This window comes from Streptomyces sp. NPDC031340 (assembly GCF_055569945.1).
This window is the reverse complement of record NZ_JBVIIE010000009.1, coordinates 148,737-170,798: the sequence shown is the minus strand read 5'-3', so window position 1 is coordinate 170,798 and position 22,062 is coordinate 148,737. Positions and strand designations below refer to the sequence as shown.

Genomic DNA, 22,062 nt, shown 5'->3' with positions numbered 1-22,062 from the left:
ATGGCCTCAGGACGCTGCTTCAACCGGCTGAGCCAGGGAAAAAGACTTCAGGGCACAAGAGTTCGGGCCCTCCGGGGCCCGGCGACCGGGGTCGGATGGACACACCTTCACCCCCCACGGACCACACCCGGTCCCGACGCAACCCCCCGGCGCCGGGACTCTCCCTGAGCCGGGCTTCGGCGCTCTTCCCCCGGGGCGCCGGAGCCCGGCTCCTCCTGTGACTTCTGCCGGGGCAGCCGGGGCACCGGGGCGATCGGGGCATCAGGACGGTCGCAGCGGTCGCAGCGGTCGTAGCGGCGGTGGCAGCCGGGGCAGTCGGAGCATTCGGGGTGGCCAGGGTCGCCTACCCCGCATCCCGGCCCGGTTCAGGGGCGCCTCCGCTTCCGGCCCGCGTCAGCCGTCCGCCCATCTCCCGTACGGCGGCGACCAGTTCCTCCGGCTCCCGGACCGTGAACTCGAACCCCAGGACGGCGAGCCGGGCCGCCAGCCACTCGACCGAGTCGCCGACCGTGGCCCGCAGGCGGCAGCCGGCGGCGCCGAGGGGTTCCGGAGTCCCCAGCCAGGACGGCACGCGCGCCGCGACGGCCTCGACGGGCGCGGCGAACGTGACCTCGAAGTCGTAGCCGTACGTCTCGTGCCGCCGCTGTATCGACTGCCGCAGGTACTCCGCCGCGCTCCCCGTCGGCAACTCCCGCGGAGCGAACCGCGTACCCGTCGCGAACGGGCGGCTCACCCGGTCGACGCGGAACGTGCGCCAGTCGGCGCGGTCGAGGTCGTAGGCGACGAGATACCAGCGCCGTCCCGTCGACACCAGCCGGTGCGGCTCGGTGACGCGCCGCGACTCGGTGCCGTCCTTGGCCCGGTAGGCGAACCGCAGCCGCTCCCGTCCCGCCACCGTGGACGCTATGGCGGTGAGCGTCTCCGAGGCGATGCTCGGCCCGTCTCCGCTGGTCAACGGCGTTGTCGCGGACTGGAGGGCGGCGACGCGGGGACGCAGGCGGGAGGGCAGCACCTGGTCCAGCTTCGCCAGGGCCCGTACGGACGCCTCCTCGACGCCCTCGACCGCGTGCCCCGCGCCGGCCCTGAGGCCGACCGCGATCGCCACCGCCTCCTCGTCGTCGAGCACCAGCGGCGGCATCGCCTTGCCCGCGACCAGCCGGTAGCCGCCGTCGGCCCCCTTCGTGGCCTGGACCGGGTAGCCCAGCTCGCGCAACCGGTCGACGTCGCGCCGGACCGTGCGCCGGGAGACGCCGAGCCGGTCGGCGAGCTCGCCGCCGGGCCATTCACGAGGCGTCTGGAGCAGGGACAGGAGCTGCAGAAGCCGGGCCGGGGTGTCCGTCGTCATGCCTTCGAGGATGCCGGAGAACTAGGACATGATCTGACCTATTGCCCCCATAGCTTCGAACCATGACCTCAACAGAAACCCGTGGGGACACGTCCGACACGCCCGGCACGCCCCTCGTCACCGCCGAAGGCGCCGCGGAAAGCGCTGCGGAAAGCGCCGCGGAGCGCACCGCGGACCGACGCCGCTGGTTCGCCCTCGCCATCGTGATGACGGCGGCCTTCATGGACCTCGTCGACGTCACGATCGTCAACATCGCGATCCCGTCGATCCGGCAGGAGTCCGGCGCTTCCTTCAGCCAGATCCAGTGGATAACGGCCGGCTACGCGCTGGCCTTCGCGGCGGGCCTGATCACGGGCGGCCGGCTCGGTGACATCCACGGCCGCAAGCGGTTGTTCCTGATCGGCATCGGCGGCTTCACGCTCGCGTCGGCGCTGTGCGGCTTCGCCGCGAACCCGGAGATGCTGGTCGCCTCCCGGATCCTGCAGGGCGGCATGGCGGCGATGATGGTCCCGCAGGTCCTGTCGATCGTGCACGCCACCTTCCCGGCGCACGAACGCGGCAAGGTCTTCGGCCTGTTCGGCGCGGTCGTCGGGCTGGGCGCGGTCTCCGGCCCGCTGCTGGGCGCGCTGCTGACCGAGTGGAACCTGTTCGGTCTGGAATGGCGGCCGATCTTCCTCATCAACCTGCCCGTCGGCATCGCCGGACTGTTCCTCGGCGGCCGTTTCATCACCGAGTCGAAGGCGCCGCGGGCGCTGAAGCTGGACCTGGTGGGCGTCGTGCTGGCGACGCTCGCGCTGCTGATGCTGCTCTACCCGCTCACCCGCGGCCTCGAGCTGGGCTGGCCGCTGTGGGGGCACCTGTCGATGGCCGGCTCGGTCGGCGTCTTCGTGGCGCTGGTGGCGTACGAGCGGCGGAAGGCGGCGCGGGACGGCTCCCCGCTGGTCGAACTGTCGCTGTTCAAGGTCAAGAGCTTCGCGGCCGGGATCGCCGTGCAGACGGTGTTCGGGACCGGGCTCGGCGTCTTCTTCCTGGTGTGGACGCTGTACATGCAGACCGGCCTGGGCTGGAGCCCGCTGCGGGCGGGGCTGACGGGCGTGCCCTTCTCGATCGCGGTGTCCGTTGCGGCCGGGCTGTCCGTGCAGAAGCTCGTTCCGCGCTTCGGACGCAAGGTGCTGCAGGCGGGCGCGCTGGCGATGGGGGCGGGCGTGCTGCTCTACATCTGGGAGTCCGGCCGCTACGGCCTCGGTATCGCCCCCTGGCAGATGGCACCGCCCCTTGTCGTCATGGGCGCCGGCATGGGCCTGATCATCGCCCCGCTGACGGACGCGAACCTGTCCGAGGTGCCGCGCGAGCACGCCGGTTCGGCGTCCGGGCTCATCAACACCGTGCGGCAGATGGGCAACGCGCTGGGGCTCGGGCTGGTGTCGGTGGTCTTCTTCGGCGAGATCCCCGACCGGCTGAGCCGTCAGGCCGTGGGCCCTGCCTTCGTGGACGCCTTCCGGCACGCGATGGGGTGGGTGGCCGCGGTGATGGCCGTGATCTTCCTGCTGATGTTCGCCCTTCCCAAGCGGGCGGAGACCGCTTCGGGCGGGGGAGCGGAGGTCGCGTCGGCCGGGGGTTCGGAGGTCGCGCCCGCCGGGGTCGCGGAGGCTGCGTCCGCAGGGGGCGTGGAGCCCGGGGACGCGGAGGGCGTGAGCCCGGTGGACGACCGCGCGGAGGCGGGTGCGGCAGCGCTGACGTGACCCTGCGATCCGGGCTCCCGGTGGTTCCGGTGGTCCCGGTGCTCCTGGTCCTCCCGGTCCTTCCGGTGGTCAAGTTGGTCAAGAGTCCGGGTGATCCCGCGGGCTCCCGGTCCCCGCAACTGCCTGCGGTGGCCGGGAGCCGCGGGGTGTCAGCGGTGGTACGGCGTCGGGGCGGGGGCAGGGAACCCGTTCGACCTGCCCAGGCTCGGCGGCAGGCACTTTTTGCTATACGGTGACGCCATGTCATCGACGGAACACGCCACCTCCCGTGAAGTGACGCAGTCCGAGGCGCCGCGATCGTGGCTGCCGGCCCTGTCAGGACTGTCGCTCGCGGAGGTCGCGGCCCTCGACGACGCCGTCCTGCGCCCGTCGGTCGAACAGCTGCGCAGGCGTGTCCACCGTCCGCTGTCCACGATCGCCGGCAGCGACGGCAGCTAGCCCGTCCGGCCGACCTGCCGGAACCGTGGCGCCCGCCACGCTCGACCGTAGGCGTGTCGTCGAGGACCCGGGTTCCCCGTCCGTGCCCCCTTTCCGGCCGACATCCCGGCATCCCGGCATTCGGGCCTTCCGCCATGCGTTCCGGCGCACACCACCGCAAGCCTCCGTCGCCCGGAGCCGGCCCGACCCGCCGGACAGACCCCGAGGCCGACGCCCCGATCCGACGCGGACGTGCACCCCACGTCACGGCCCCTGTGAACGAGGAAACGTCGTGCCCATGCGCCTTCACCACCTCTCGGACCCCGTTCTGCGGTCGCTCAGCTCCGTCACCGAGGACGAGGAGGCCGTCGCCTTCCTGCTGGAGGCGGAGGTGAGCCGCCGGCTCCTGCTGCTGCGGGCGCTCCTGGACGGCGCGACCGAGACCCCGCACTGCGACACCGCCGCCGTGCGGGTGCACTGGCAACTCCTGGAGGCCGCCGAACGCGCGGCTCCCGCGGCCTTCCGCACCGTACTGCTCGACCCCCAGGTCGGCGTGTGGTCGGCGGCCTTGGTGCGCAGGCTGGCCCGGCCGGATCCGCGGGGGACGCCGGACGAGGCGCCGCTGGGCGTGGAGTTCGGCTTTCTCGGACAGCTGGCGGCGGTCGTGCACGTCGCCGCGGGCGCCGACTTCGACGTGCGCGTGCCCGTACGGGAGGGCCGGGTCTTCCTTCCCGGGCTCGGCCGGGCAACCGTCGGCGGGGACCCCTGGGGCACCGCCCGGGTGTGGGCGCAGGACGGGGTGGTGCGCGTCGCCGCGGGCGGGGTGACCGTCACGCTGCCCGCCGACCCGGAACAGGACGGCCCCGGATGGGAGGGACAGCGCCGGCTGCGCGCGGAGCACGCCGGGACGACCCTGGACCTGGTGCTGGACGACCTGGGACCGTATGCGCCGGTGCCGGCGCTGCCCGCGGCCGGCCGGCTCTCGCCCGCTCGCCACGCCGCCTGGCAGCGCTGGTTCGAGCGCATGTGGCCGGTCATGGTCGACGACCGTCCCGAGGGCGCCCGCGCGCTGGCCGCGGGGCTGCGCTCCATCGTCCCGCTCCCACGCGGAGAACGGCTGCGGGCCCGCGCGGCGTCCTCGAGCGACGCCTTCGGGTGCGTGCTGCTGTCGGAGCCCGACGAGGACGCGGAGGTGCTCCCCGCCCAGGTCGGTGTCGCCGTGCTGCACGAGTTCCGGCACACCCTCCTGAACGGCGTCATCTTCCTCACGCCCCTCTTCGAGGAGTGCGACGACCTCTTCCACGCCCCGTGGCGCGACGACCCGCGCCCGCTCGGAGGCCTGGTGCACGGCGCGTACGCCTTTTCGGGGGTCGTGCACTACTGGCGCACGCGCGGTCCGAAGGGGCTCGCGGGATTCGAGTTCGCCCTGTGGCGCAGCGCCGTGCGTGAGGTCATCGGGACGCTGCGCCGGCACCCGGCGCTGACCGCGCCGGGGCGCGCGCTGATCGACGCGCTGGACGAGCAGACCGCGGGCCGGCAGGCGGAGCCGGTGGGGGCGCGCGAGCAGCGTCTCGCGTCGCTCGCGGCAGCGCACCACCGTGCCGCCTGGCGCGCCCACCACATGCACACGCCCCAGGCGTACGCCGAGCGTCTGGCGCATGCCTGGGGTGCCGCCGAGCGAGCCGGGAAGCGAGCCGGGGGGCGCTCAGACGACACCGCGCGCCCCGAGGCTGTCCTGCGCGCCGACCCGCACGCCTGCCGGCTGGACACCCTCGCCCTGCTGGCACGCCTGCGCCTCATCGCGCCCGCGGAGTTCGCCGCCCTGCGCGCCGTGGACGACCCGGCGAACAGCGTCCCCGGAGCCGTCCCCGCCGACCTGGCGCTGGTGGACGGCGACGCCGTGGCCGCGGCGAAGCTGTACGGCGAGGAACTGCGCGCCCCCGACGCCCGGCCCGCGGCCTGGGCGGGGCTCGGCCTGGCGCTGATCGAGTGCGGCGAGCGGGCGGCGGGAACCGCGCTGACCGAGCACCCGGAACTGGCCGTGGCGGTCAGCCGCGCGCTGCCCGTCCCGCCGGACCCGCTCGCGCTGGCCCACTGGCTGGCCCACTGAACGGTCCGTCGGGCGCCCCGGTGTCCGGCCCGGCGGCCGTCCGTCACAGGGGCAGCGGGTCGATGTCGCAGTCCGCGCGATGTCCCCAGTCGGCGGCCTGGATCACGGCCGGGTGATCGCCGCCCAGGGTGCGGCGCAGGCGTTCGCGGGTGTCCTGGCGCAGGGCCTGCGCCTCCTCCTCCCGTCCCACCGCCCGTAGGTCCATGGCGAGGTTCGCGGCGCAGGCCAGGGTGGAGGGGTGGTCGTCGTCGAAGACCTCCCGCGACCGGCGCAACGTCTCGGTGTCCAGTTCCAGAGCCGCCGCAGCGTCGCCCAGCGCGTAGCAGTCGCTGGCGAGGTTGGTGCGGCAGATCAGGGTGGAGGGGTGGTTCTCGCCGAGTTGCCCGGTGAACCGTTGCAGGGCCACGGTGTCGACGTGGTGCGCGGTCGCCGCGTCGTCCAGCAGGCGGTGGATGACGGCGAGGTTCAACGCGGCGGACAGGGCGTGGGGATGGTACGCGCCGTACGTCTCCTCGTAGCGGTGGCAGATCGCCGTGCCGAGGTCCGACGCCTCCCGCAGGCTGCCCCGGTGGCGCAGGTGGATGGTCATCTCGAGGCTGGCCGCCATCGACTCGGGGTTGTGCTCGCCGTACCGGCGCACCAGTTCGGCGTGGATCCGCTCCGCGGTCGCCGCGGCCTCCTCGTGCTCGCCGGCCTTGCGCAGTGCGACGGCGAGCAGACGGAGGCAGGACAGCGTGAACGGGTTGGCGTCGCCGAGCAGCGTCGTGCAGTGCTGCGTGATCTGGTGGTGATAGGCCAACGCCTTCTGGTAGTCGCCCAGTTCACGCAGGTCGACGATCATGCCGAGCCAGGTGCGCAACGAGTCGATGTGGTCCTGGCCGAAGATCTGGGTGCGGCTGCGCCAGGTCTGCTCGTCCAGTTCCAGGGCCTGGGCGAAGCGGCCGACCAGTCGCAGGCTCACCCCGAGGTTGTGCGCGGCCCGCAGGGTCTCGGGATCGTCCGGGCCGAGGAGTTCCAGATACTGCCGGTGCACCGACTCGGCGAGTTCGAGCGCCTCGGTGAAGGCCCCGCGCACCCGGTGGTCGATGGCGACGTTGCCGAGCGCGTCCAGCGTGTCCGGGTGACCGGGGCCGAGCGCCCGGGTGTGGGCCTCCAGCGTCGCCGCGTTGAGTTCGGCCGCCTCCTGGTAACGGCCCATGTTGAACTGCAGGAAGCCCAGCCAGCGGGCGATCTGCAGGGTGTGCGTGTGCTCCTCGCCGAGGTCGCGGGACCAGGTCTCGTAGGCCGAGCGGGCCAGTTCCAGGCAGGACTCGTAATCACCCCAGCGCAGCAGGTACTTGACCTCGTTCACCACCAGGCGGCGCACCCAGGCCGAGTCGGAGCGCACCGCCTCCGAGACGACGACGTGCGGGTACAGGGCGCCGTAACGGTCCCAGCGCAGGGCGTCGTTGGGATCGTTGGGGTCGCTGGCCACCAGCAGCAGGTGGGCGCCGCGCCGCATGGTGGCCCGGTCCTCCTCGGTCATCCGGAACTGCAGCGCCGCCTGCACCAGCCGGTGCATCTGCAGGGAGTTGGTGCGGTGGTTGAAGCGGGCCAGGGAGTACCGGCCGATGTCGCGGATGACCTGACCGAGGCGGATCGGGTCGTCCAGCGCCGCGTCGAGTTCGGGCGTGACGGGACCCGGCGGCACACGCGAGAGCATGCTGCGCGCGATCGGCTCCGGCGCGTAGAAGGAGCACACCTGAAGGAGCTGGTAGGCGGCCGGATTCTTCGCCTCCAACTGGTCCAGGGAAATGTTCCAGGCGGCTATCACCGGGTGCTGGTTGCCGAGCGGCGCGGTGCCGCGCAGCAGGTCGACGCGTTTCTCGTCGAGCAGCCGCAGGTACTCCTCCACCGGCATGCCGGTCTCCGCGTGCCACGCCGCGGCCTGCTCTATGGCGAGCGGCAGATCGCCCAGCGCCTCCGCGAGCCGGTCGGCGTCCGCGTCCTCGATCTCCGGACCCCGTGCCCGTATCAGCTGCTTGCTCTCCTCCCGCAGGAAGACGTCGACCTCCAACGGGCGGGCCAGTGAAGCCCACTGGGGGTTGCGCGAGGTGACCAGGATGTTGCCCGGCCCGCCCGCGGGGAAGAACTGCCTTACGGACTCCGGGCTTTCGGCATTGTCGAAGACCAGGATCCAGCGCGAGTACGGCACGCCGGTGCGCAGCGCCTCCAGGACCGCGGCCACGGTCGAGGAGGCGTCGGAGCCGGTCGGCAGGCCGAGTCTCGGGGCGAGTTCCACCAGGGACAAGGAGATCTGCGCGGTCCGCTCCGCGGAGATCCACCAGATCACGTCGTACTCGCTCATCCGGCGGTACAGGTACTCGACCGCCAGCAGGCTCTTCCCGACGCCGCCCATGCCGTGCAGGGCATGGGGCAGTACGGCGGTCGCCCGCTCCCGCAGCAACCGCTGGTGAAGTGCGTCGAGCAGCGCTTCACGGCCGGTGAAGTTCGGGTTCCTGGGCGGGATGTTGCCCCAGATCGTCGGCGTGGAACCGGCGCGTCCGCCGCCTGTCGTGTCCGCCGGGGCCTGCTGCGGCATCACCGGCCTCCTCTTCCCGTGAAGGGTCGTCTCGTGAACGGTGCTTCCATGAAGGGTGCTTCCACGAACAGTGGTTGAGTGCAGGGTGGTTCCCTGAGCGGTGGTGCCCTGAGCGGTGGTGCCCTGAGCGGTGGTGCCGTGCCGCGGTGCCCGCCGCGCGTCGTCCCGGCGGGCCGCGAGCGCTGCGTCGGCCGCGAGGACCTCGTCCACTTCTCTCGCCGGCTTCAGGAACGGTCCGGACAGGGCGTGGAGCACGGCGCTCTCGGCCACGAGCCACGGCCCGGACTCCTCGTCGACCGGGGGGAGCCGGTGCTCGGCGGCCCCGCGCAGCAACCGGGGCAGTCGCCACAAGTGTTCCCCGCCGGGTCCCCTGCGATCCCCCACGAACTCGACGACCCGCACCAGATCCGGTCGCCGTGCGGCGGCCAGCAGCTCGTCGCGGACGCCGGCGTCGAACTCGAACGTCCCCGCCTCCCGGCCCACCGGCACGACGAGGCCGTACACGAGCAGTTGGGCGAAGTCGCTGAGGGAGGTGCCGGGCAGCAGCGCCTGCTGGATCTCGGTGATCAGCCCGGCGGTGAGAGGGACGGCGGCGAGCATGGTCGCCAGCGTGAACACGTCGCGCGGCACGGACGACCGAAAACCCGCCACCCGCGCCGCCGGCGTGCGCGCCGGCTCGCCGTCGCCGGCACCGACGGGCACGCGCGCGTGGGGGAACATCACGGTCAGCGGCAGCCACGCGGGCGGGGCCGCGCTCAGCAACCCGGACCAGGCGTCCAGCCAGCGGGGTGCCAGTTCGAGCACCGGGACCGGGACGTCAGGCCGATGACCGGGCGGCATGTCCCGCACGTCCGGGCCGAGGCCGCGAGGCCGCCAGCGCGTCCGGTGGTTGGGCACGCCCGGCCCGGGGGAGCGCAGCAGCACCTGCCAGCCGCGCAGTCCCGTCGCCCGCCACACCGGGTGGGGCAGCAGGTGGATCAGGGCGGTCGGCCCGGACTGTCCCCAGCGGCGCAGCAGGGGTTCCACCTCGTGCGTGCGCCAGCGGGGGCCCGCGCCGTCGGTGAGGAGCAGGGTCAGCCGCGACGCCGCGTGCCGGCGCGGCAGCGCCGCCGGGTCCGCGCTGCGGGCCAGCGGGAGCCGGTGCACGGTGACGCGGCGGGTCGCGCCCACGTGCTGCAGGACCGTCGCGAACTCACCGACCGTCGGCAGCCAGAGGCCCATCGTCGGACCGGTGTCGGCCACCACCGCGACCTCCCGGACGCCGACGCGTCGGAGCGTGCCGCCCAGGCGCCGCAGCGCGTCCGGGACGCCGGGGGGCAGGGCGGGGGGAAAGCCGCCGCTGCTCCGGGAGGCGGGCCAGGAGGGGCGGCTCCCGGTCGGGGTTCCGTCCGGGAATGGGGCTCGCCGTGGCCCCGTCACGGCTCCTCCGTCGTGGTCCACTCCCAGACGGCGTCCACGGCCTCCTGCCAGCCGCCGTTCTCGGCCAGCGTCGTCAGGACGCCGTCGGCGGCCAGCCGCAACGCGTCCAGGAAACGTTCGACGACCGGTCCCTCGCTGCGGACGGCCCGGTCGAGGAAGGCGTCCACGACGTCCGGCGCGGGGGCGGGGGCGGTGGCGGTGGCGGATGTGGTGTCGGGTGCTGGGTCGGAGGGCGGGGTGGGGGTGCCGGGGGCGGGCGGGAAGTGGTTCGCGGCGATCGCGCGCAGCAGTTCGGGGCCGGGCCGCCGTGTGCGCAGGGTGACGCAACGTCGTACGAGATCCGGGGACAGGTCCCGCTCGCCGGTGGTCGTGATGACGATCACCGGGAAGGCGTGGCACCGCACCGCCCGGTCCGGCAGCACCACCGTGGCCGCCGGATCGTCGTCGGTGGCCACCCGCGTCCCGACGGGCGCGTCGGACACCGAGGGCGCTGCGGACCCCGGGAACGACACGGCTTCGGGGGACGACACGGATGCCGGGGACGACACGGATGCCGGGGACGATCCGTGCGCCGTGCCGGGCAGCCGGAATCCTCCGGCGGCCAGGACCGTGCACAGGTCGTCGGGCAGGGCGATCTCGGCGCGGTCGAGCCGGTCGATCAGCAGCACCCGGGGCCTGGCGTACGGCAGGAACGCGGTACCCAGCGGGCCCAGCCCGATCCGTCCTCCGTCCCCGGTGTCGTACAGCCCTTCCCGGAGGGTGCTCAGCGACGTGATGCGCCAGCGCAGGACGCGGCCGAGCCCCAGTTCCCGGCTGATGCGGTAGGCCAGCGTCGATTTCCCGGTGCCCGGCTCGCCGGTGACGAGCAGGGGGCGGCGCAGGTGCAGCGCCGCGTTCACCCGGTCGACCTCCTCCGGCGGCGCCGGCAGGTGATGCCGCGCGGCGCCCAGCACGATGCGGGCGTACGGGTCGGCGGCGGGCGGCGGGGGCAGGTCGGGGCCGCCGCCGAAACTGCGCCAGGGCGGCGCCTCGGGCCACGGCCGGTGCGCCGTACCGGGCAGGCCCGTGCCCCGGTACGGTCCCCAAGACTCGCTGTTGGGCATCGACGGCGTCCCTTCGGAAGACGGCTGGACACGTACGGTCCCGGAACCGGTCCTGGTTCCGAGGGCCGGGGCGGGCACGGGCGCGTGGCGCGCGCCGGGGTCGGTCATGGCGCTTCGGGGAGTACGGGCTTGCGGTCGGGGTCGTCCCACAGCACCGCGAGGTGCCGGCCGATGTGCGTCGCGTCCTCGTCCTCGATGGCCGCGCGGCGACGGAAGGCCGCCACCTTGGCCGGAAACCGCCGCAGGCCCTCCGCGAGCAGTCCGTCGATGACGTCCCGGAACTCCTGCGGCGAACGGCCCTCGCGGTGCCAGATCACCACCGGCAGCCCGCTGCGCAACGCCGCCTGCAGTTCCCGCCGGCTGTGCGCTCGGCTGGGCACGGGCGGCTCGCTCAGCACCAGGGCGACGCAGTGCTCGTCGTCGCTCAGGCGCGCCTCCAGGCCCCGCAGGTGGTCGCCGTTCGTCCGCGCGACGTTGACGTACACCGACTTCGACGGGTGCTCGTCCCGGGCCAGCTGCTGCCAGCGGGAGCGCCAGAAGCGGTACCAGTCACGGTTCTGCAGCCGGTCCAGGCTGCGCACGACCACTGGGTAGTCCACCGCGAGCGGCACACCCGGCACCTCGGAGGTGTCCCGGGGCCAGCGGTCGACGGGCAGGTTGAGAAGCTCGAAGGGGAGCACGAACTCCAATGACACCTCGGCCAGCCGGTCGCCGCCCGTCTCCTCGACCCTCCTGATGACGTCCGTCACCGTCTGCTGCAGCCGGTCGGTCGGCACCCGCACCACCGTGTCGCCCAGTTCCCAGATCCGGCCGCGCGCGTCCGACATGAGGGAGTAGGAGACGGTGTAGTGACCGTCCTCCAGCGGATCGGGCGCGATGTGGATGGCCAGGTACTCCTGGTGCGGCCGGGCCACCGACGGCGCGGCCGGACTCGCGGCGCGGTCGCGGTCGAGTAACTCCGCCAGCCCGCAGCTGAGCGCCCACTGCCGGTTGCGGGCCAGCAGCTCCCGGGCCGTGGCCGGCTCCATCGCCTCGGCACTGCGGTCGAGGTACACCATCCACGGCGGCAGCCCGTTCCGCGTGGCGCCCTGGCCCGCCATGTGCAGGAAGTCGTGCCAGCAGCTCACGGCGTGCGGCGGCGGTACGACGACCCTGGACTCGGTGGCCGCCCGGACCACGGCACTGCGCATCGCGTACGGCATTGCCAGACCGCCCAGGGCGCCGCTCAGGAAGTCCCAGGAGGCGGTGACCTGCGGCAGCCCGTGCAGCGAGTCGACCGCGGTCCACTCGTCGGCGAGCCGTTGCACCGCCGGTGCCTGGGGGCAGCCCGGGTCCACCAGCGACAGGTTGCGTGCCAGGGCGGACAGGCCGTCCTGGTGACGGGTGCAGAACCGGAACAGCTCCACGAACTGCAGCGGCAGCGTCGGCTGCTCCCTCAGGTCGGCCCGGCGCCCGAGCGCCTCGCCGACCATCTCGGCCAGCAGGACGCGCGCGGAGCGCTCGTGCAGGGCGGGCACCTGGAGCAGCGCGGCCTGCGTCTCCTCACCGATCCGCTCCCGTATCCGTAACGCCGAGCTGTCGCGGCCCGCGCCGCCGTCTCCCGTCAACGCCGGCCCGCCGGATCGGGAGCGGACGGGGTGGGGGAGCCGGGGGCGGTGGGCGCCGGGTCCGTGGGTGCCGGGTCGGGGGAGCGGGTGCCGGGGAAGGCGGGGCCGGCGGTGGTCGGGGGACGGCGGTTGGTGAGCGGGTGGCCGGTGGACGGGTGGCCGGTGAGCGGGTGGCCGGTGGACGGGTGGCCGGTGAGCGGGTGGCTGGTGGACGGGTGGCTGGTGGACGGGTGGCCGACGAGGGAGTGGCCGGCGGCGGTGAGCAGCCGGGCGCGTGCCTCGGCCTCGGTCAGGCCGCCCGCGAGGTCGACGTACGCCGTGTCCGGCAGGGGCCACGGGGGACGACACCGCTCCACCAGGACCGGCAGCAGCGCATCGCTCCCGCCCTGTGGATCCCCCGCGTGCACCGCCTGCCACACCAGCCCCGGATACGGGCCCGAGCGGTAGGCCGCGGACAGCACGGGGACGGTGCGTTCGCTCCGCTCCACACCGCTGCGCACACCGGAGCGACCGGCGTCGACGGGGCCGTCGCCGCCGAGGCCGTCGCCGCCGAGGCCGTCAGCGGCATTGCCGTCAGCGGGACTGTCGTCGGCGGGGGCCGCGACGTCCCGTTCCTGTACGAGGACGCGGTAGCCGGCGTCCTCCAACTGCCAGGCGATCCAGGAGGCCCACCGGCGGTCGGTCGCGGCGTACGACACGAAGAAGTGGACGCGGTCCGCGGATGCCGCAGCGCCGACGGTTCCGCCCGCGAGATCCCCCGCCCGGGGCTCCCGGAGGCTCCGCACCAGGTCACCGATGGCCTCGGCGGTGCGGCTGTGCCCCTCGAGGAGCGACACCGCTTCGGCCAGTGCGGGCGGCCCGTCCGCACCCGCGCGCAGGCAGAACCGTACGAGCTCGAGCAACTGCCCCCGCACGGTGGGCTGTTCCCGCAGGATCACCGGACGCCCCAGGGCGTCGCCCACCAGCTCGACCAGCGTGGCCCGGGCACCGCGGTCGCCGAGGACCGGGGAGGCGCACAGCGCCTGCACGGCGGCGCGCAGCCAGTCCTCGTCCGCGCGGGTACGGAGACCGTCCCTGTCCACAACACCCCCCGAGAAGTTGTGTCCGAGAGTCCAGGATACGGACGCGGTGACACGGCGTCAGGTGTTCTGCGGTGCGGGGGCGGGCGGTGGCAACCCGCCTGCCCGATGCCTGTTTGTGTCTGCTTCGCGCCCGAACCTGTTTACATAGCGGAAAAGCGGGCGTAGCCTCCCTCAGAGAAACCACACGTTCGGGCATAACTCGGAGGCGAACGGACATGTACGCACCGGAGCGCCAGCAGGAGATCCTCCGGCTGGCCCGTGACGGCGGCCGGGTGGACGTGGTCTCGCTGGCCGAGGAGTTCCAGGTGACGGCGGAGACCATCCGGCGCGACCTGAAGGCCCTCGACCGCGCAGGCCTCGTGCGCCGGGTGCACGGCGGTGCCATTCCGGCCGGGCGCCTCGACTTCGAACCGGACCTCACCGAGCGCGAGAGCACCGCGGCCGACGAGAAGGACCGCATCGCGAAGGCGGCCGTAGCGGAACTGCCGGGTGAGGGCACCATGATCCTCGACGCCGGCACGACCGTGGCGCGGTTCGCGGCCGCCGTCCCGCTGGAGTCCTCGCTCACCGTCGTCACCCACAGCCTGCCGATCGCGGCCCGTCTCGCGGACCACCCCGGCATCCAGCTCCACCTCGTCGGAGGGCGCGTACGGCACCGTACGCGCGCCGCCGTCGACGCCTGGGCGCTGCGGGCGTACGGCGAGATCCGGGCCGACGTCCTCGTCCTCGCGGCCAACGGCTTCTCCGTCGAACACGGCCTGACCACCCCCGACCTCGCCGAGGCGGCGGTCAAGCGGGCCGCGATGGCCGCCGCCCGGCGCGTGGTGCTGCTCGCCGACTCCGCCAAGTGCGGCCAGGAGCACTTCGCCCGCTTCGGGGACCTGAGCGACGTGGACCTGCTGATCACCGACAGCGGGCTGAGCCAAGAAGACACCACCGCCATCGAGCGCGGCGGCACGGAAGTAGTGCGCGCATGATCCTCACCGTCACCCCGAACCCGTCCCTGGACCGCACCTACGAGGTTCCGTCACTGGAGCGCGGCGAAGTCATCCGCGCCACCGGCGAGCGCATGGACCCGGGCGGCAAGGGCGTCAACGTCTCGCGCGCCGTCGCGGCCGCCGGGCGGCGCACGGTCGCCGTGCTGCCCCTCGGCGGTGCGCCGGGCGCGCTCGTGGCCGCCCTGCTCGACGCGCAGGGCATCGAGGTCGCGCCGGTGCCGGTCGCCGGCGACACCCGCTCCAACATCGCGCTCGCCGAGGCGAACGGGGTGCTCACCAAGATCAACGCGCCGGGTCCCGAACTGTCCGCGGCCGAACAGGAGCTCCTGCTGGAGACCGTGCGCGAGCAGTCGCGCGACGCGGACTGGATCGCGTGCTGCGGGAGCCTGCCGAGGGGACTCGCGCCGGCGTGGTACGCCGACGTCGTGGCGCGGGCGCACGCAGGGGGCGCGCGGATCGCGCTGGACACCTCGGGGCGCGCGCTCCTCGAGGCGCTGCGCGAGCGGCCCGATGTGGTGAAGCCGAACGCCGAGGAGCTCGCGGAAGCCGTCGGGCGCCCCCTGGCCACCGTGGGCGACGCGCTGAAGGCGGCCGAGGAGTTGCGTGAGATGGGCGCGCGCGCCGTGCTCGCGAGCCTGGGCGCCGACGGCCAGTTGCTCGTGGACGGCACGGGCGCCTGGTTCGGCAGCGCGCGCGTGGACGCCGTACGCAGTAACGTCGGCGCTGGAGACTCCTCGCTCGCCGGTTTCCTGATCGCGGGCGGCAACGGTCCGGAGGCCCTCGCCTCCGCTGTCGCGCACGGTGCGGCGGCCGTCCAGCTGCCGGGCAGTGTGATGCCGGCGCCGGCCGATCTGGACCCCGCGGCCGTGACGGTCACCGCCGAGGTGCCGCTGGACCGCGCTCTGAGGGAGCCGGTGTCATGAACGCCCGCCCGGCCGCTGCCACCGCGGCGACGCCGACCGTCACGCTCCCCGAAGGCGCCCCGGAACGCGCCCTCGAACCGAGTGCCGAACCGGCTGCCGCACCGGCCCTCGGACGGCGAGGCTTCCCGCTGCTCGCCGCCACCGACGGGAGGCAGAGCCGCCTGAGCCGCCCTGCCGCCTCTGGGAGGCGGGCTTTCCCCGGCTCCGCCCCCTGCGGCGCGGGTTTCCCCGCCCGTGCCGCCAACCCCCACAGCACCCCCGTCCCCACCCCCGCCCACCCCACGTCCCGGGCGATACGCGTGCGAAGGAGCCCGCGATGAGCAAGATGATCACCGCGGACCTGGTCGATCTCGACCTGTCCGCCGATACCAAGGAAGCGGCGGCGCGTGCCCTCGCCGAGCGCATGGTGGCCCAGGGCCGGGTGACCGACCTGGAGGGCTTCCTCGCCGACGTGGCCGCCCGTGAGGCCCAGATGCCGACCGGCCTGGACGGCGGCATCGGTATCCCGCACTGCCGCAGCGCGCACGTCACCGAGCCGACGCTCGCCTTCGGGCGCAGCCGTGCCGGTGTCGACTTCGGCGCCCCGGACGGCCCCGCGGACCTGATCTTCCTGATCGCGGCGCCCGCCGGCGCCGACGACGCCCACCTGACGATCCTGTCGTCACTGGCCCGGCAGCTGATGAACGCCGAGTTCACCGGCGCGCTGCGCTCGGTGGGCGACGCGGCGGCCGCGGCGGCGCTCATCCGCGGCGAGGAGCCGTCGGCGGAGGCCGAGGCGTCGGCGACGGCCGAGCCGCAGGCTGCGCAGCCCGAGGGCGCCGCTGAGGGCGCCGCTGAGGGCGCCTCCGAAGACTCCGTGGCGGCGTCGGGGGCGGCCTCCGTCGACGCCGCCACGGGCAGTGCGGCCCCGGCGTCGGGCGCCAAGGCGTCCGCCGACGCCTCCCCCTTCCGTATCGTCGCCGTCACCTCCTGCCCGACCGGCATCGCCCACACCTATATGGCGGCCGAATCGCTCGAGAACGCAGGCCGCGAGGCGGGCATCGAGGTCGTCGTCGAGACGCAGGGCTCGGCCGGGTTCACCCGGCTCGACCCGGGCGTCATCGCGGCGGCGGACGGCGTGATCTTCGCGCACGACGTGCCCGTGCGGGAGAAGGAACGCTTCGCCGGCAAGCCGACCGTCGACGTCGGTGTCAAGGCGGGCATCAACCGCCCCGCCGAGCTGATCTCCGAGGTGCGCGACAAGGCCGCGCGCGGTGAGGTGAGCGCGGGGGCGCCCGCCGGAGCCGGTACGCCGGTCGAGCGCGCCGGCGAATCCGGCGAGGGCTACGGCACCAAGCTGCGCAAGTGGCTGATGTCCGGCGTGAGCTACATGGTCCCGTTCGTCGCGGCGGGCGGTCTGCTGATCGCCCTCGGCTTCGCGATCGGCGGATACAAGATCAACAAGGCGCCGTCGGTCATGGACCACTTCGTGTGGGGCCAGGCGGACAGCTGGGCAGCGCTGCTGTTCCAGATCGGTGCCGTCGCCTTCGGCTTCCTCGTCCCGGTGCTGGCCGGCTACATCGCCTACGGCATGGCGGACCGCCCCGGTCTCGTCCCCGGCTTCGTCGGCGGCGCCATCGCCCTCACCATCAACGCCGGCTTCCTCGGCGGCCTGGCCGCCGGTCTGATCGCCGGTGGCGTCGTGATGGCGATCCAGAAGGTCAACATTCCGGCCGCGCTGCGCGGCATCATGCCGGTGGTGGTGATCCCGCTGATCTCCTCGGCGATCGTCGGGTTCCTGATGTTCGTCGTGATCGGCAAGCCCATCGCCTCCGCCCAGAAGGGCATGACCGACTGGCTGAACGGTCTCTCCGGCGCCAACGCCATCCTGCTCGGCATTCTGCTCGGCCTGATGATGTGCTTCGACCTCGGCGGCCCCGTCAACAAGGTCGCCTACACCTTCGCCACCGCCGGCATCGCGGTCTCCAATCCGAGTGACTCCGCGATGAAGATCATGGCGGCGGTCATGGCGGCCGGCATGGTCCCGCCGTTGGCGATGGCCCTGGCCACCACCGTGCGCGGGAAGCTGTTCACCGAGACCGAGCGCGAGAACGGCAAGGCCGCCTGGGTCCTGGGCGCCTCCTTCATCTCCGAGGGCGCGATCCCGTTCGCGGCGGCCGACCCGCTGCGCGTCATCCCCTCCTCGATGGTGGGCGGCGCGATCACCGGAGCCCTGTCGATGGCCTTCGGCGCGACTCTGCGCGCCCCGCACGGCGGCATCTTCGTGGTCCCGCTGATCGGCAACCCGTTCCTCTACCTGGTCGCCATCGCGGCGGGCGTGTGCGTCACCGCGGCACTGGTGGTCGTCCTGAAGGGCATGCGCAAGCCGGCCTCCGGGACGGCGGCCGAACAGGCGGCCGACGGCTCGGTCACCGCGAAGGCCGGTTCGAAGCAGCCGGTGGCTGCCTGACATGCCCGGAGGGGGCGTCTCGCGCAGAGACCGCCCCCTCCGCATGTCCCTTTACGTGTGCTGTGAGTTGTTCACGGCACCTGAGGCAAGTGCGACGCCTGCGTGTCATGCGAGATACGTCACGGTCCGGGACGGAAGTCCCGGACCGTGGTGTCTACTGGAACGCATGTCTGAGCACGTCTCGATCCTCCGGTCGCTGGGCGTCGCCGTCCTCGCCCTGACGGCCGTCGTCTGGGTGATCCTCCTGACCCGCATCCTGCGCCGCGGCCGCACCCGGGCGGGCATGCGGCCCACCGGCCCCACACTGGACGCCCTTCCGTACCAGGCTCAGGCCGGACCCCACCTGGAGTCCGTGGAACTTACCCCGGCGGAGCGGGATGCCTTCGCCGGCCTGGTACGGCAGCTCAGCGACGGCCATTGAGGCGCCTGTCCGGCTGCAGAGGCGCGTGTCCGGCTCGCTCTTCCGGTCAGGAGACCTGAGCCGCCCGCCGTTCCATCGCGTCCCGGGCCGCGTCCTCCGTCGTGTAGACCTCGCACATGTGCCGTCCGTCCGGCGTCGCCGTGTGCTCGACCTCCCACAGGGACACCTCCGCACCGTCCCGCAGCAGGAACGCGTGCTCGTACAGCGAGAAGCACAACCCGCTGCGACCCGCGCGGCACGGACGCCCGAAGGCCTGCATGATCTGGTGCGCGAACGCCGTCCTCAGCAGCGCGGCGGTCTCCGCGCCCGGCCGGTCCGGGTTCTCCGCGCGGCGCAGGAGCCGGCGGGCGTGGTCCGCCGAGTCGTCCGGCACGTACGCGTGCCGCGGCACGGGGACCGACGACCACTGCACCGTCACCGGCAGCTCGAAGTCGGCGGCGTCCGGCGGCATCGGCAGCCGCGTGGTGGCGACGCGCAGCTCCTCCTCGTCGACGTACACCTCGTGCTGTGGGACGCTGCCCGGCGCGGTGTTGTGCACGAGCTCCCAGAGCGTGAGCGCCGAGCCGTCGACGAGCAGCCACGTGTGCCGGTACGTCTCCCGGTGCAGCCCCGCGCTGTGGTGCGCCGAGTGCAGCGAACTGTCGTGCGCCAGCGCGCTGTCGAGTCGTCGTATCGTCTCGTCCGGAAGCTCGAAGGAGTTCAGAGCCCGGCCGAGCAGTCGCGCGAGGTGCTCCTCCGGAGACTCCGGCGACTCGTGTGGTTCGTACGCTGCCGTCTCGTACGGAACGCTCAAGGTTTCTCCCGGCGTTGCTGCATGTCACCTTGTGGGTGCATACCGTAGCCCCTCGGTCGGACATCGTGTCCGTGAACCGAGAAAACGTACGCCCGGAAAACGCGCGGGCCGCGCGAGAAGTTCCCCGCGCGGCCCTTTGGATCCGCCAAAATGCCCTGCACTCCCGGCACTTGGCCGGTCAGGCGTGCGATGCGGCGATCACGCCGCGCTGCCCGCGGTCCACTCGCTCCACGACATGTTCCAGCCGTTCAGCCCGTTGTCCGGAGCCACCGTCTTGTCGGGAGAGTTCTTGACGATCACGACATCGCCGATCAGCGAGTTGTCGTAGAACCACTTGGACGGCGTGGCCCCCTGCGCGCCCTCCATGTCCGCAAGCCCGACGCAGCCGTGGCTGGAACCCACCCTGCCGAAGGGCGGGTTGCCCCTGTTGTACCAGTAGTTGCCGTGGATGAACGTGCCCGACGACGTCAGACGCATCGCGTGCGGGACGTTCGAGATGTCGTACTCGGAGCCCAGGCCGACGGTCTGACTGTTCATGCGGGTCTGCACGAACTTCTCGGAGATCACCATCTGCCCGTTGTACGTGGTGTGCTGAGGGTCGCCCGTCGAAACGGGCACCGTCTTGAGGGTCTCACCGTCCCGCACCACCGTCATGGTCTGTGTGGCGGTGTCGACGGTGGAGACCTGCGAGCGCCCGATGGTGAAGGTGACGGTTTTCCTCTGCACCCCGTAGACGCCGTTCGCGCCTTCCACGCCGTCCAGGTCGATCTTCATCGTGACCTTGGAGCCGGCCTTCCAGTACTCCTCGGGCCGGAAGTCGAGCCGCTGCGACCCGAACCAGTGCCCCACCACCTCCTGCCCGCTGCTCGAGGTGACGCCGATGTGCGACTGCACGGCCTTCTTGTCGCTGATCGCCTTGTCGAAGGTGAACGACACCGGCATCCCGACACCGACCGTCGTGCCGTTGTCCGGCGTGTACGTGCCGATGAAGCTGTTCGCCGAAGAGACGGTCGTGAAGATGGAGTTGGCCGCGGACGTGCCACCGTTCGCGTTCTTGGCGGTCGCCGATATCTGGTACTTGGTCCCGCGCTCCAGCTGCTCCTTCGGCTTCCAGCTGGCGCCGTCCGCGGACAACGAGCCCGGCACGGTCTGTTCCGTCCCCGCCACCGTCATCTTCACGTCGGTCAGCCTGCCTCCGCTGACCTTCACCCCGGTCGTGTTGATCGACGCGCCGGTCGATCCGTCCTTCGCCGAGATGACGATCTTCGCTGCCGACGTCTTGGAGGCACTCTTGCCGCCCTTGCCGTCGTTCGTGGAATCGGCTTTGGCGTTGCCGCCGCAGCCGGTCAGGGTGAGGGCGCCGACCATCAGGGCGGCACAGGCCCCCAGTGCGCGCCGCGCTGCTATGTCCGGCGTTGTCACGGGCTGCTCCAGGTTCGTGTGATGTGCGTGATCCGCTCCAGTCGTGGAGAAAGAGGGCGGCAACGGCGGGACAGGTTCCCGCCGTTGCCGCCCGAACGGCGACACGTGACAGAACCGGGACAATCGGAGGGACGGCGCCTGGGAGAGTCAGGCGCGCCGCCGCCGTGTCACGCCGTCCCGTACAACTCCTGGTACGACGGCCACACTCCACCCGGCCCGTCCACCGACTCGGCGGCGCGCACGGCGCGCACGACGGCGCGGGTCACCACGTCCGCGCCGGCCGCGAGAACCTCGTTCAGCGCGAGGGGGTTCTCGGTGTCGAGGAGACGCGCCCCCGTCGCCAGCGCGAACACCGTGTCGCCGTCGTTGAGCAGGTGCACCGGTCGCACGGCGCGCGCAATGCCGTCGTGCGAGGTGCCGGCCAGCTTCTGCGCCTGCGCCTTCGACAGGCCGGCGTCGGTGGCGACCACGGCGAGTGTGGTGTTCAGCGGGGGACGCCCGTTCGCCGCCGCGAGGTCGGTGAGGCGTCGGCGCGCGGCCTCATGGACACGTGCGTCCGGATAGTTCACGCGCCCCTGGAACAACTCCCCGTACAGAACGCCCGTCTCGGGATCCACCGCCGATCCGGCCGCGTTGGCCACCACCAGAGCGGCCACCGTGATCCCGGAGTCCAGTACGACGCTCGCGCTGCCGACCCCGCCCTTCAGCGCGCCCACGGCGGCTCCTGTGCCGGCGCCCACGCACCCTTCCGGCACTCGCGCGCCCGAGCCGCTCCGTGCTGCGGCCTCGACCGCGGCGCGGCCGGTGGACGCGTCCGGCCGGGCGGAGAAGTCGCCGCCCCGCCCCAGATCGAAGACGCACGCGGCGGGCACCACCGGCACGACGTGCGCGGGATCGGTCCCGACGCGCACGCCGCGCCTCTGTTCCTCCAGCCAGGCCATCACCCCGGACGCCGAGTCGAGCCCGTAGGCGCTCCCGCCGGTCAGCACGATCGCATCGACTCTCTGCACGAGATTGCGCGGGTCGAGGGCGTCGGTCTCCTTCGTCCCGGGGCCGCCGCCCCGCACGTCCACGGCGGCGACGGCGCCACCCTCCGGCGCGAGCACGACCGTGGTGCCGGTGAGCCAACCGGCGCCGATCCGCGTCGCATGGCCCACCCGCACCCCTGCGACGTCCGTCAAAGCGTCAACTGTCATGACCCCAGTCTGGCCCGGCCCGCCCTGCGGACGGCCGTCTCAGGTGCCGTCGTCGCCGGCCCCGCGCTCGTCGCATGTCCCCTCGCGCCACCCGCCTCCTCCCGGGAAGCGCGAAGCCCATCCACGCCCACCAGACGGCGAGGAGAACCCCCGCGGATCTCGGCACCGCCGCGCCCGTGTGCCCGTCTGTGGCGGCGTCCAGCAGTGAGACGCCCGCCTGGGCGAGAGTCACGACGAAACAGAGATCGAGAAACAGTCCGAGTGCGCTGCGCGTCAAGCGTCCAAGTCCCGAGGCCGCCCTGCGGACGCTCTTGTGAAGCATTTCACAAGGCGATGGCCAGCCGCCTTTTCCGCGAATGGGGCAGGTCAGACCCTTCCCATCGGAGAGTGATCGATTATCGATAGGACCTTTGGACCCCGATAGGGGACCAACGCTGCCCCCGGACGCGCCCTC

Annotated in this window: 16 protein-coding genes; 7 read left to right on the top strand and 9 right to left on the bottom strand. The window is 73.0% G+C overall.

The window, feature by feature from the left end:
• Positions 1-343 precede the first annotated feature (343 nt).
• Entirely contained in the window at positions 344-1,345 is a 1,002-nt protein-coding gene (locus ACZ5GT_RS09295; protein WP_469017605.1) for a helix-turn-helix transcriptional regulator, read from the bottom strand.
• A gap of 62 nt (positions 1,346-1,407) precedes the next feature.
• Here ACZ5GT_RS09295 and ACZ5GT_RS09290 point away from each other — a divergent pair, with 62 nt between their 5' ends.
• The 3 genes from ACZ5GT_RS09290 to ACZ5GT_RS09280 all read left to right on the top strand — a co-directional run bounded on the left by ACZ5GT_RS09290 (position 1,408) and on the right by ACZ5GT_RS09280 (position 5,614).
• Positions 1,408-3,087: an MFS transporter gene (locus ACZ5GT_RS09290; protein ID WP_469017601.1), complete on the top strand. Its 1,680-nt coding sequence runs from the start codon at positions 1,408-1,410 to the stop codon at positions 3,085-3,087.
• A 240-nt stretch (positions 3,088-3,327) separates the two neighbouring features.
• Positions 3,328-3,525 (top strand): hypothetical protein, encoded by a 198-nt coding sequence (locus ACZ5GT_RS09285; protein WP_469017598.1) that lies wholly within the window; start codon positions 3,328-3,330, stop codon positions 3,523-3,525.
• A 277-nt stretch (positions 3,526-3,802) separates the two neighbouring features.
• A complete protein-coding gene (locus ACZ5GT_RS09280) occupies positions 3,803-5,614 on the top strand; it encodes an aKG-HExxH-type peptide beta-hydroxylase (RefSeq protein ID WP_469017781.1) in 1,812 nt (603 codons plus the stop codon).
• Between the two features lie 43 nt (positions 5,615-5,657).
• Here the strand turns inward: ACZ5GT_RS09280 and fxsT are convergent, their stop codons facing one another.
• The 4 genes from fxsT to ACZ5GT_RS09260 all read right to left on the bottom strand — a co-directional run bounded on the left by fxsT (position 5,658) and on the right by ACZ5GT_RS09260 (position 13,406).
• Positions 5,658-9,437, bottom strand: a complete 3,780-nt coding sequence (fxsT, locus tag ACZ5GT_RS09275) for an FxSxx-COOH system tetratricopeptide repeat protein (protein WP_469017595.1) — start codon at positions 9,435-9,437, stop codon at positions 5,658-5,660.
• Between the two features lie 173 nt (positions 9,438-9,610).
• Positions 9,611-10,717 (bottom strand): MoxR family ATPase, encoded by a 1,107-nt coding sequence (locus ACZ5GT_RS09270; protein WP_469017592.1) that lies wholly within the window; start codon positions 10,715-10,717, stop codon positions 9,611-9,613.
• Positions 10,718-10,821: 104 nt separating this feature from the next.
• Positions 10,822-12,324: a VMAP-C domain-containing protein gene (locus tag ACZ5GT_RS09265; RefSeq protein WP_469017589.1), complete on the bottom strand. Its 1,503-nt coding sequence runs from the start codon at positions 12,322-12,324 to the stop codon at positions 10,822-10,824.
• Positions 12,321-13,406 carry a TIR domain-containing protein gene (locus ACZ5GT_RS09260; protein WP_469017586.1) on the bottom strand — a complete coding sequence of 362 codons (1,086 nt, stop codon included), beginning with the start codon at positions 13,404-13,406 and terminating at the stop codon, positions 12,321-12,323. Before ACZ5GT_RS09260 ends, ACZ5GT_RS09265 begins: the two co-directional genes overlap by 4 nt.
• A gap of 215 nt (positions 13,407-13,621) precedes the next feature.
• Here ACZ5GT_RS09260 and ACZ5GT_RS09255 point away from each other — a divergent pair, with 215 nt between their 5' ends.
• The 4 genes from ACZ5GT_RS09255 (at position 13,622) to ACZ5GT_RS09240 (ending at position 18,197) form a co-directional block, all read left to right on the top strand.
• Complete coding sequence (locus tag ACZ5GT_RS09255; RefSeq protein ID WP_469017583.1) at positions 13,622-14,383, top strand: DeoR/GlpR family DNA-binding transcription regulator; 762 nt, start codon at positions 13,622-13,624, stop codon at positions 14,381-14,383.
• Complete coding sequence (gene pfkB / locus ACZ5GT_RS09250) at positions 14,380-15,327, top strand: 1-phosphofructokinase (protein WP_469017580.1); 948 nt, start codon at positions 14,380-14,382, stop codon at positions 15,325-15,327. Before ACZ5GT_RS09255 ends, pfkB begins: the two co-directional genes overlap by 4 nt.
• 316 nt (positions 15,328-15,643) lie before the next feature.
• Positions 15,644-17,776 (top strand): PTS fructose transporter subunit IIABC, encoded by a 2,133-nt coding sequence (locus tag ACZ5GT_RS09245; RefSeq protein ID WP_469017577.1) that lies wholly within the window; start codon positions 15,644-15,646, stop codon positions 17,774-17,776.
• 166 nt (positions 17,777-17,942) lie between these two features.
• Positions 17,943-18,197 (top strand): hypothetical protein, encoded by a 255-nt coding sequence (locus ACZ5GT_RS09240; protein ID WP_469017574.1) that lies wholly within the window; start codon positions 17,943-17,945, stop codon positions 18,195-18,197.
• A gap of 46 nt (positions 18,198-18,243) precedes the next feature.
• Here ACZ5GT_RS09240 and ACZ5GT_RS09235 read toward each other — a convergent pair whose 3' ends face one another.
• The 4 genes from ACZ5GT_RS09235 to ACZ5GT_RS09220 all read right to left on the bottom strand — a co-directional run bounded on the left by ACZ5GT_RS09235 (position 18,244) and on the right by ACZ5GT_RS09220 (position 21,930).
• Positions 18,244-18,990, bottom strand: a complete 747-nt coding sequence (locus ACZ5GT_RS09235; RefSeq protein ID WP_469017571.1) for a DUF6227 family protein — start codon at positions 18,988-18,990, stop codon at positions 18,244-18,246.
• Between the two features lie 198 nt (positions 18,991-19,188).
• Positions 19,189-20,412, bottom strand: coding sequence for a L,D-transpeptidase (locus ACZ5GT_RS09230; protein ID WP_469017568.1), 1,224 nt, complete (start codon positions 20,410-20,412; stop codon positions 19,189-19,191).
• 167 nt (positions 20,413-20,579) lie between these two features.
• Entirely contained in the window at positions 20,580-21,608 is a 1,029-nt protein-coding gene (locus tag ACZ5GT_RS09225) for a P1 family peptidase (protein ID WP_469017563.1), read from the bottom strand.
• On the bottom strand, positions 21,598-21,930 hold the full coding sequence (locus ACZ5GT_RS09220; protein ID WP_469017557.1) for a low temperature requirement protein A: 333 nt from the start codon (positions 21,928-21,930) through the stop codon (positions 21,598-21,600). The genes ACZ5GT_RS09225 and ACZ5GT_RS09220 overlap by 11 nt, the downstream gene beginning before the upstream one ends.
• Positions 21,931-22,062 lie beyond the last annotated feature (132 nt).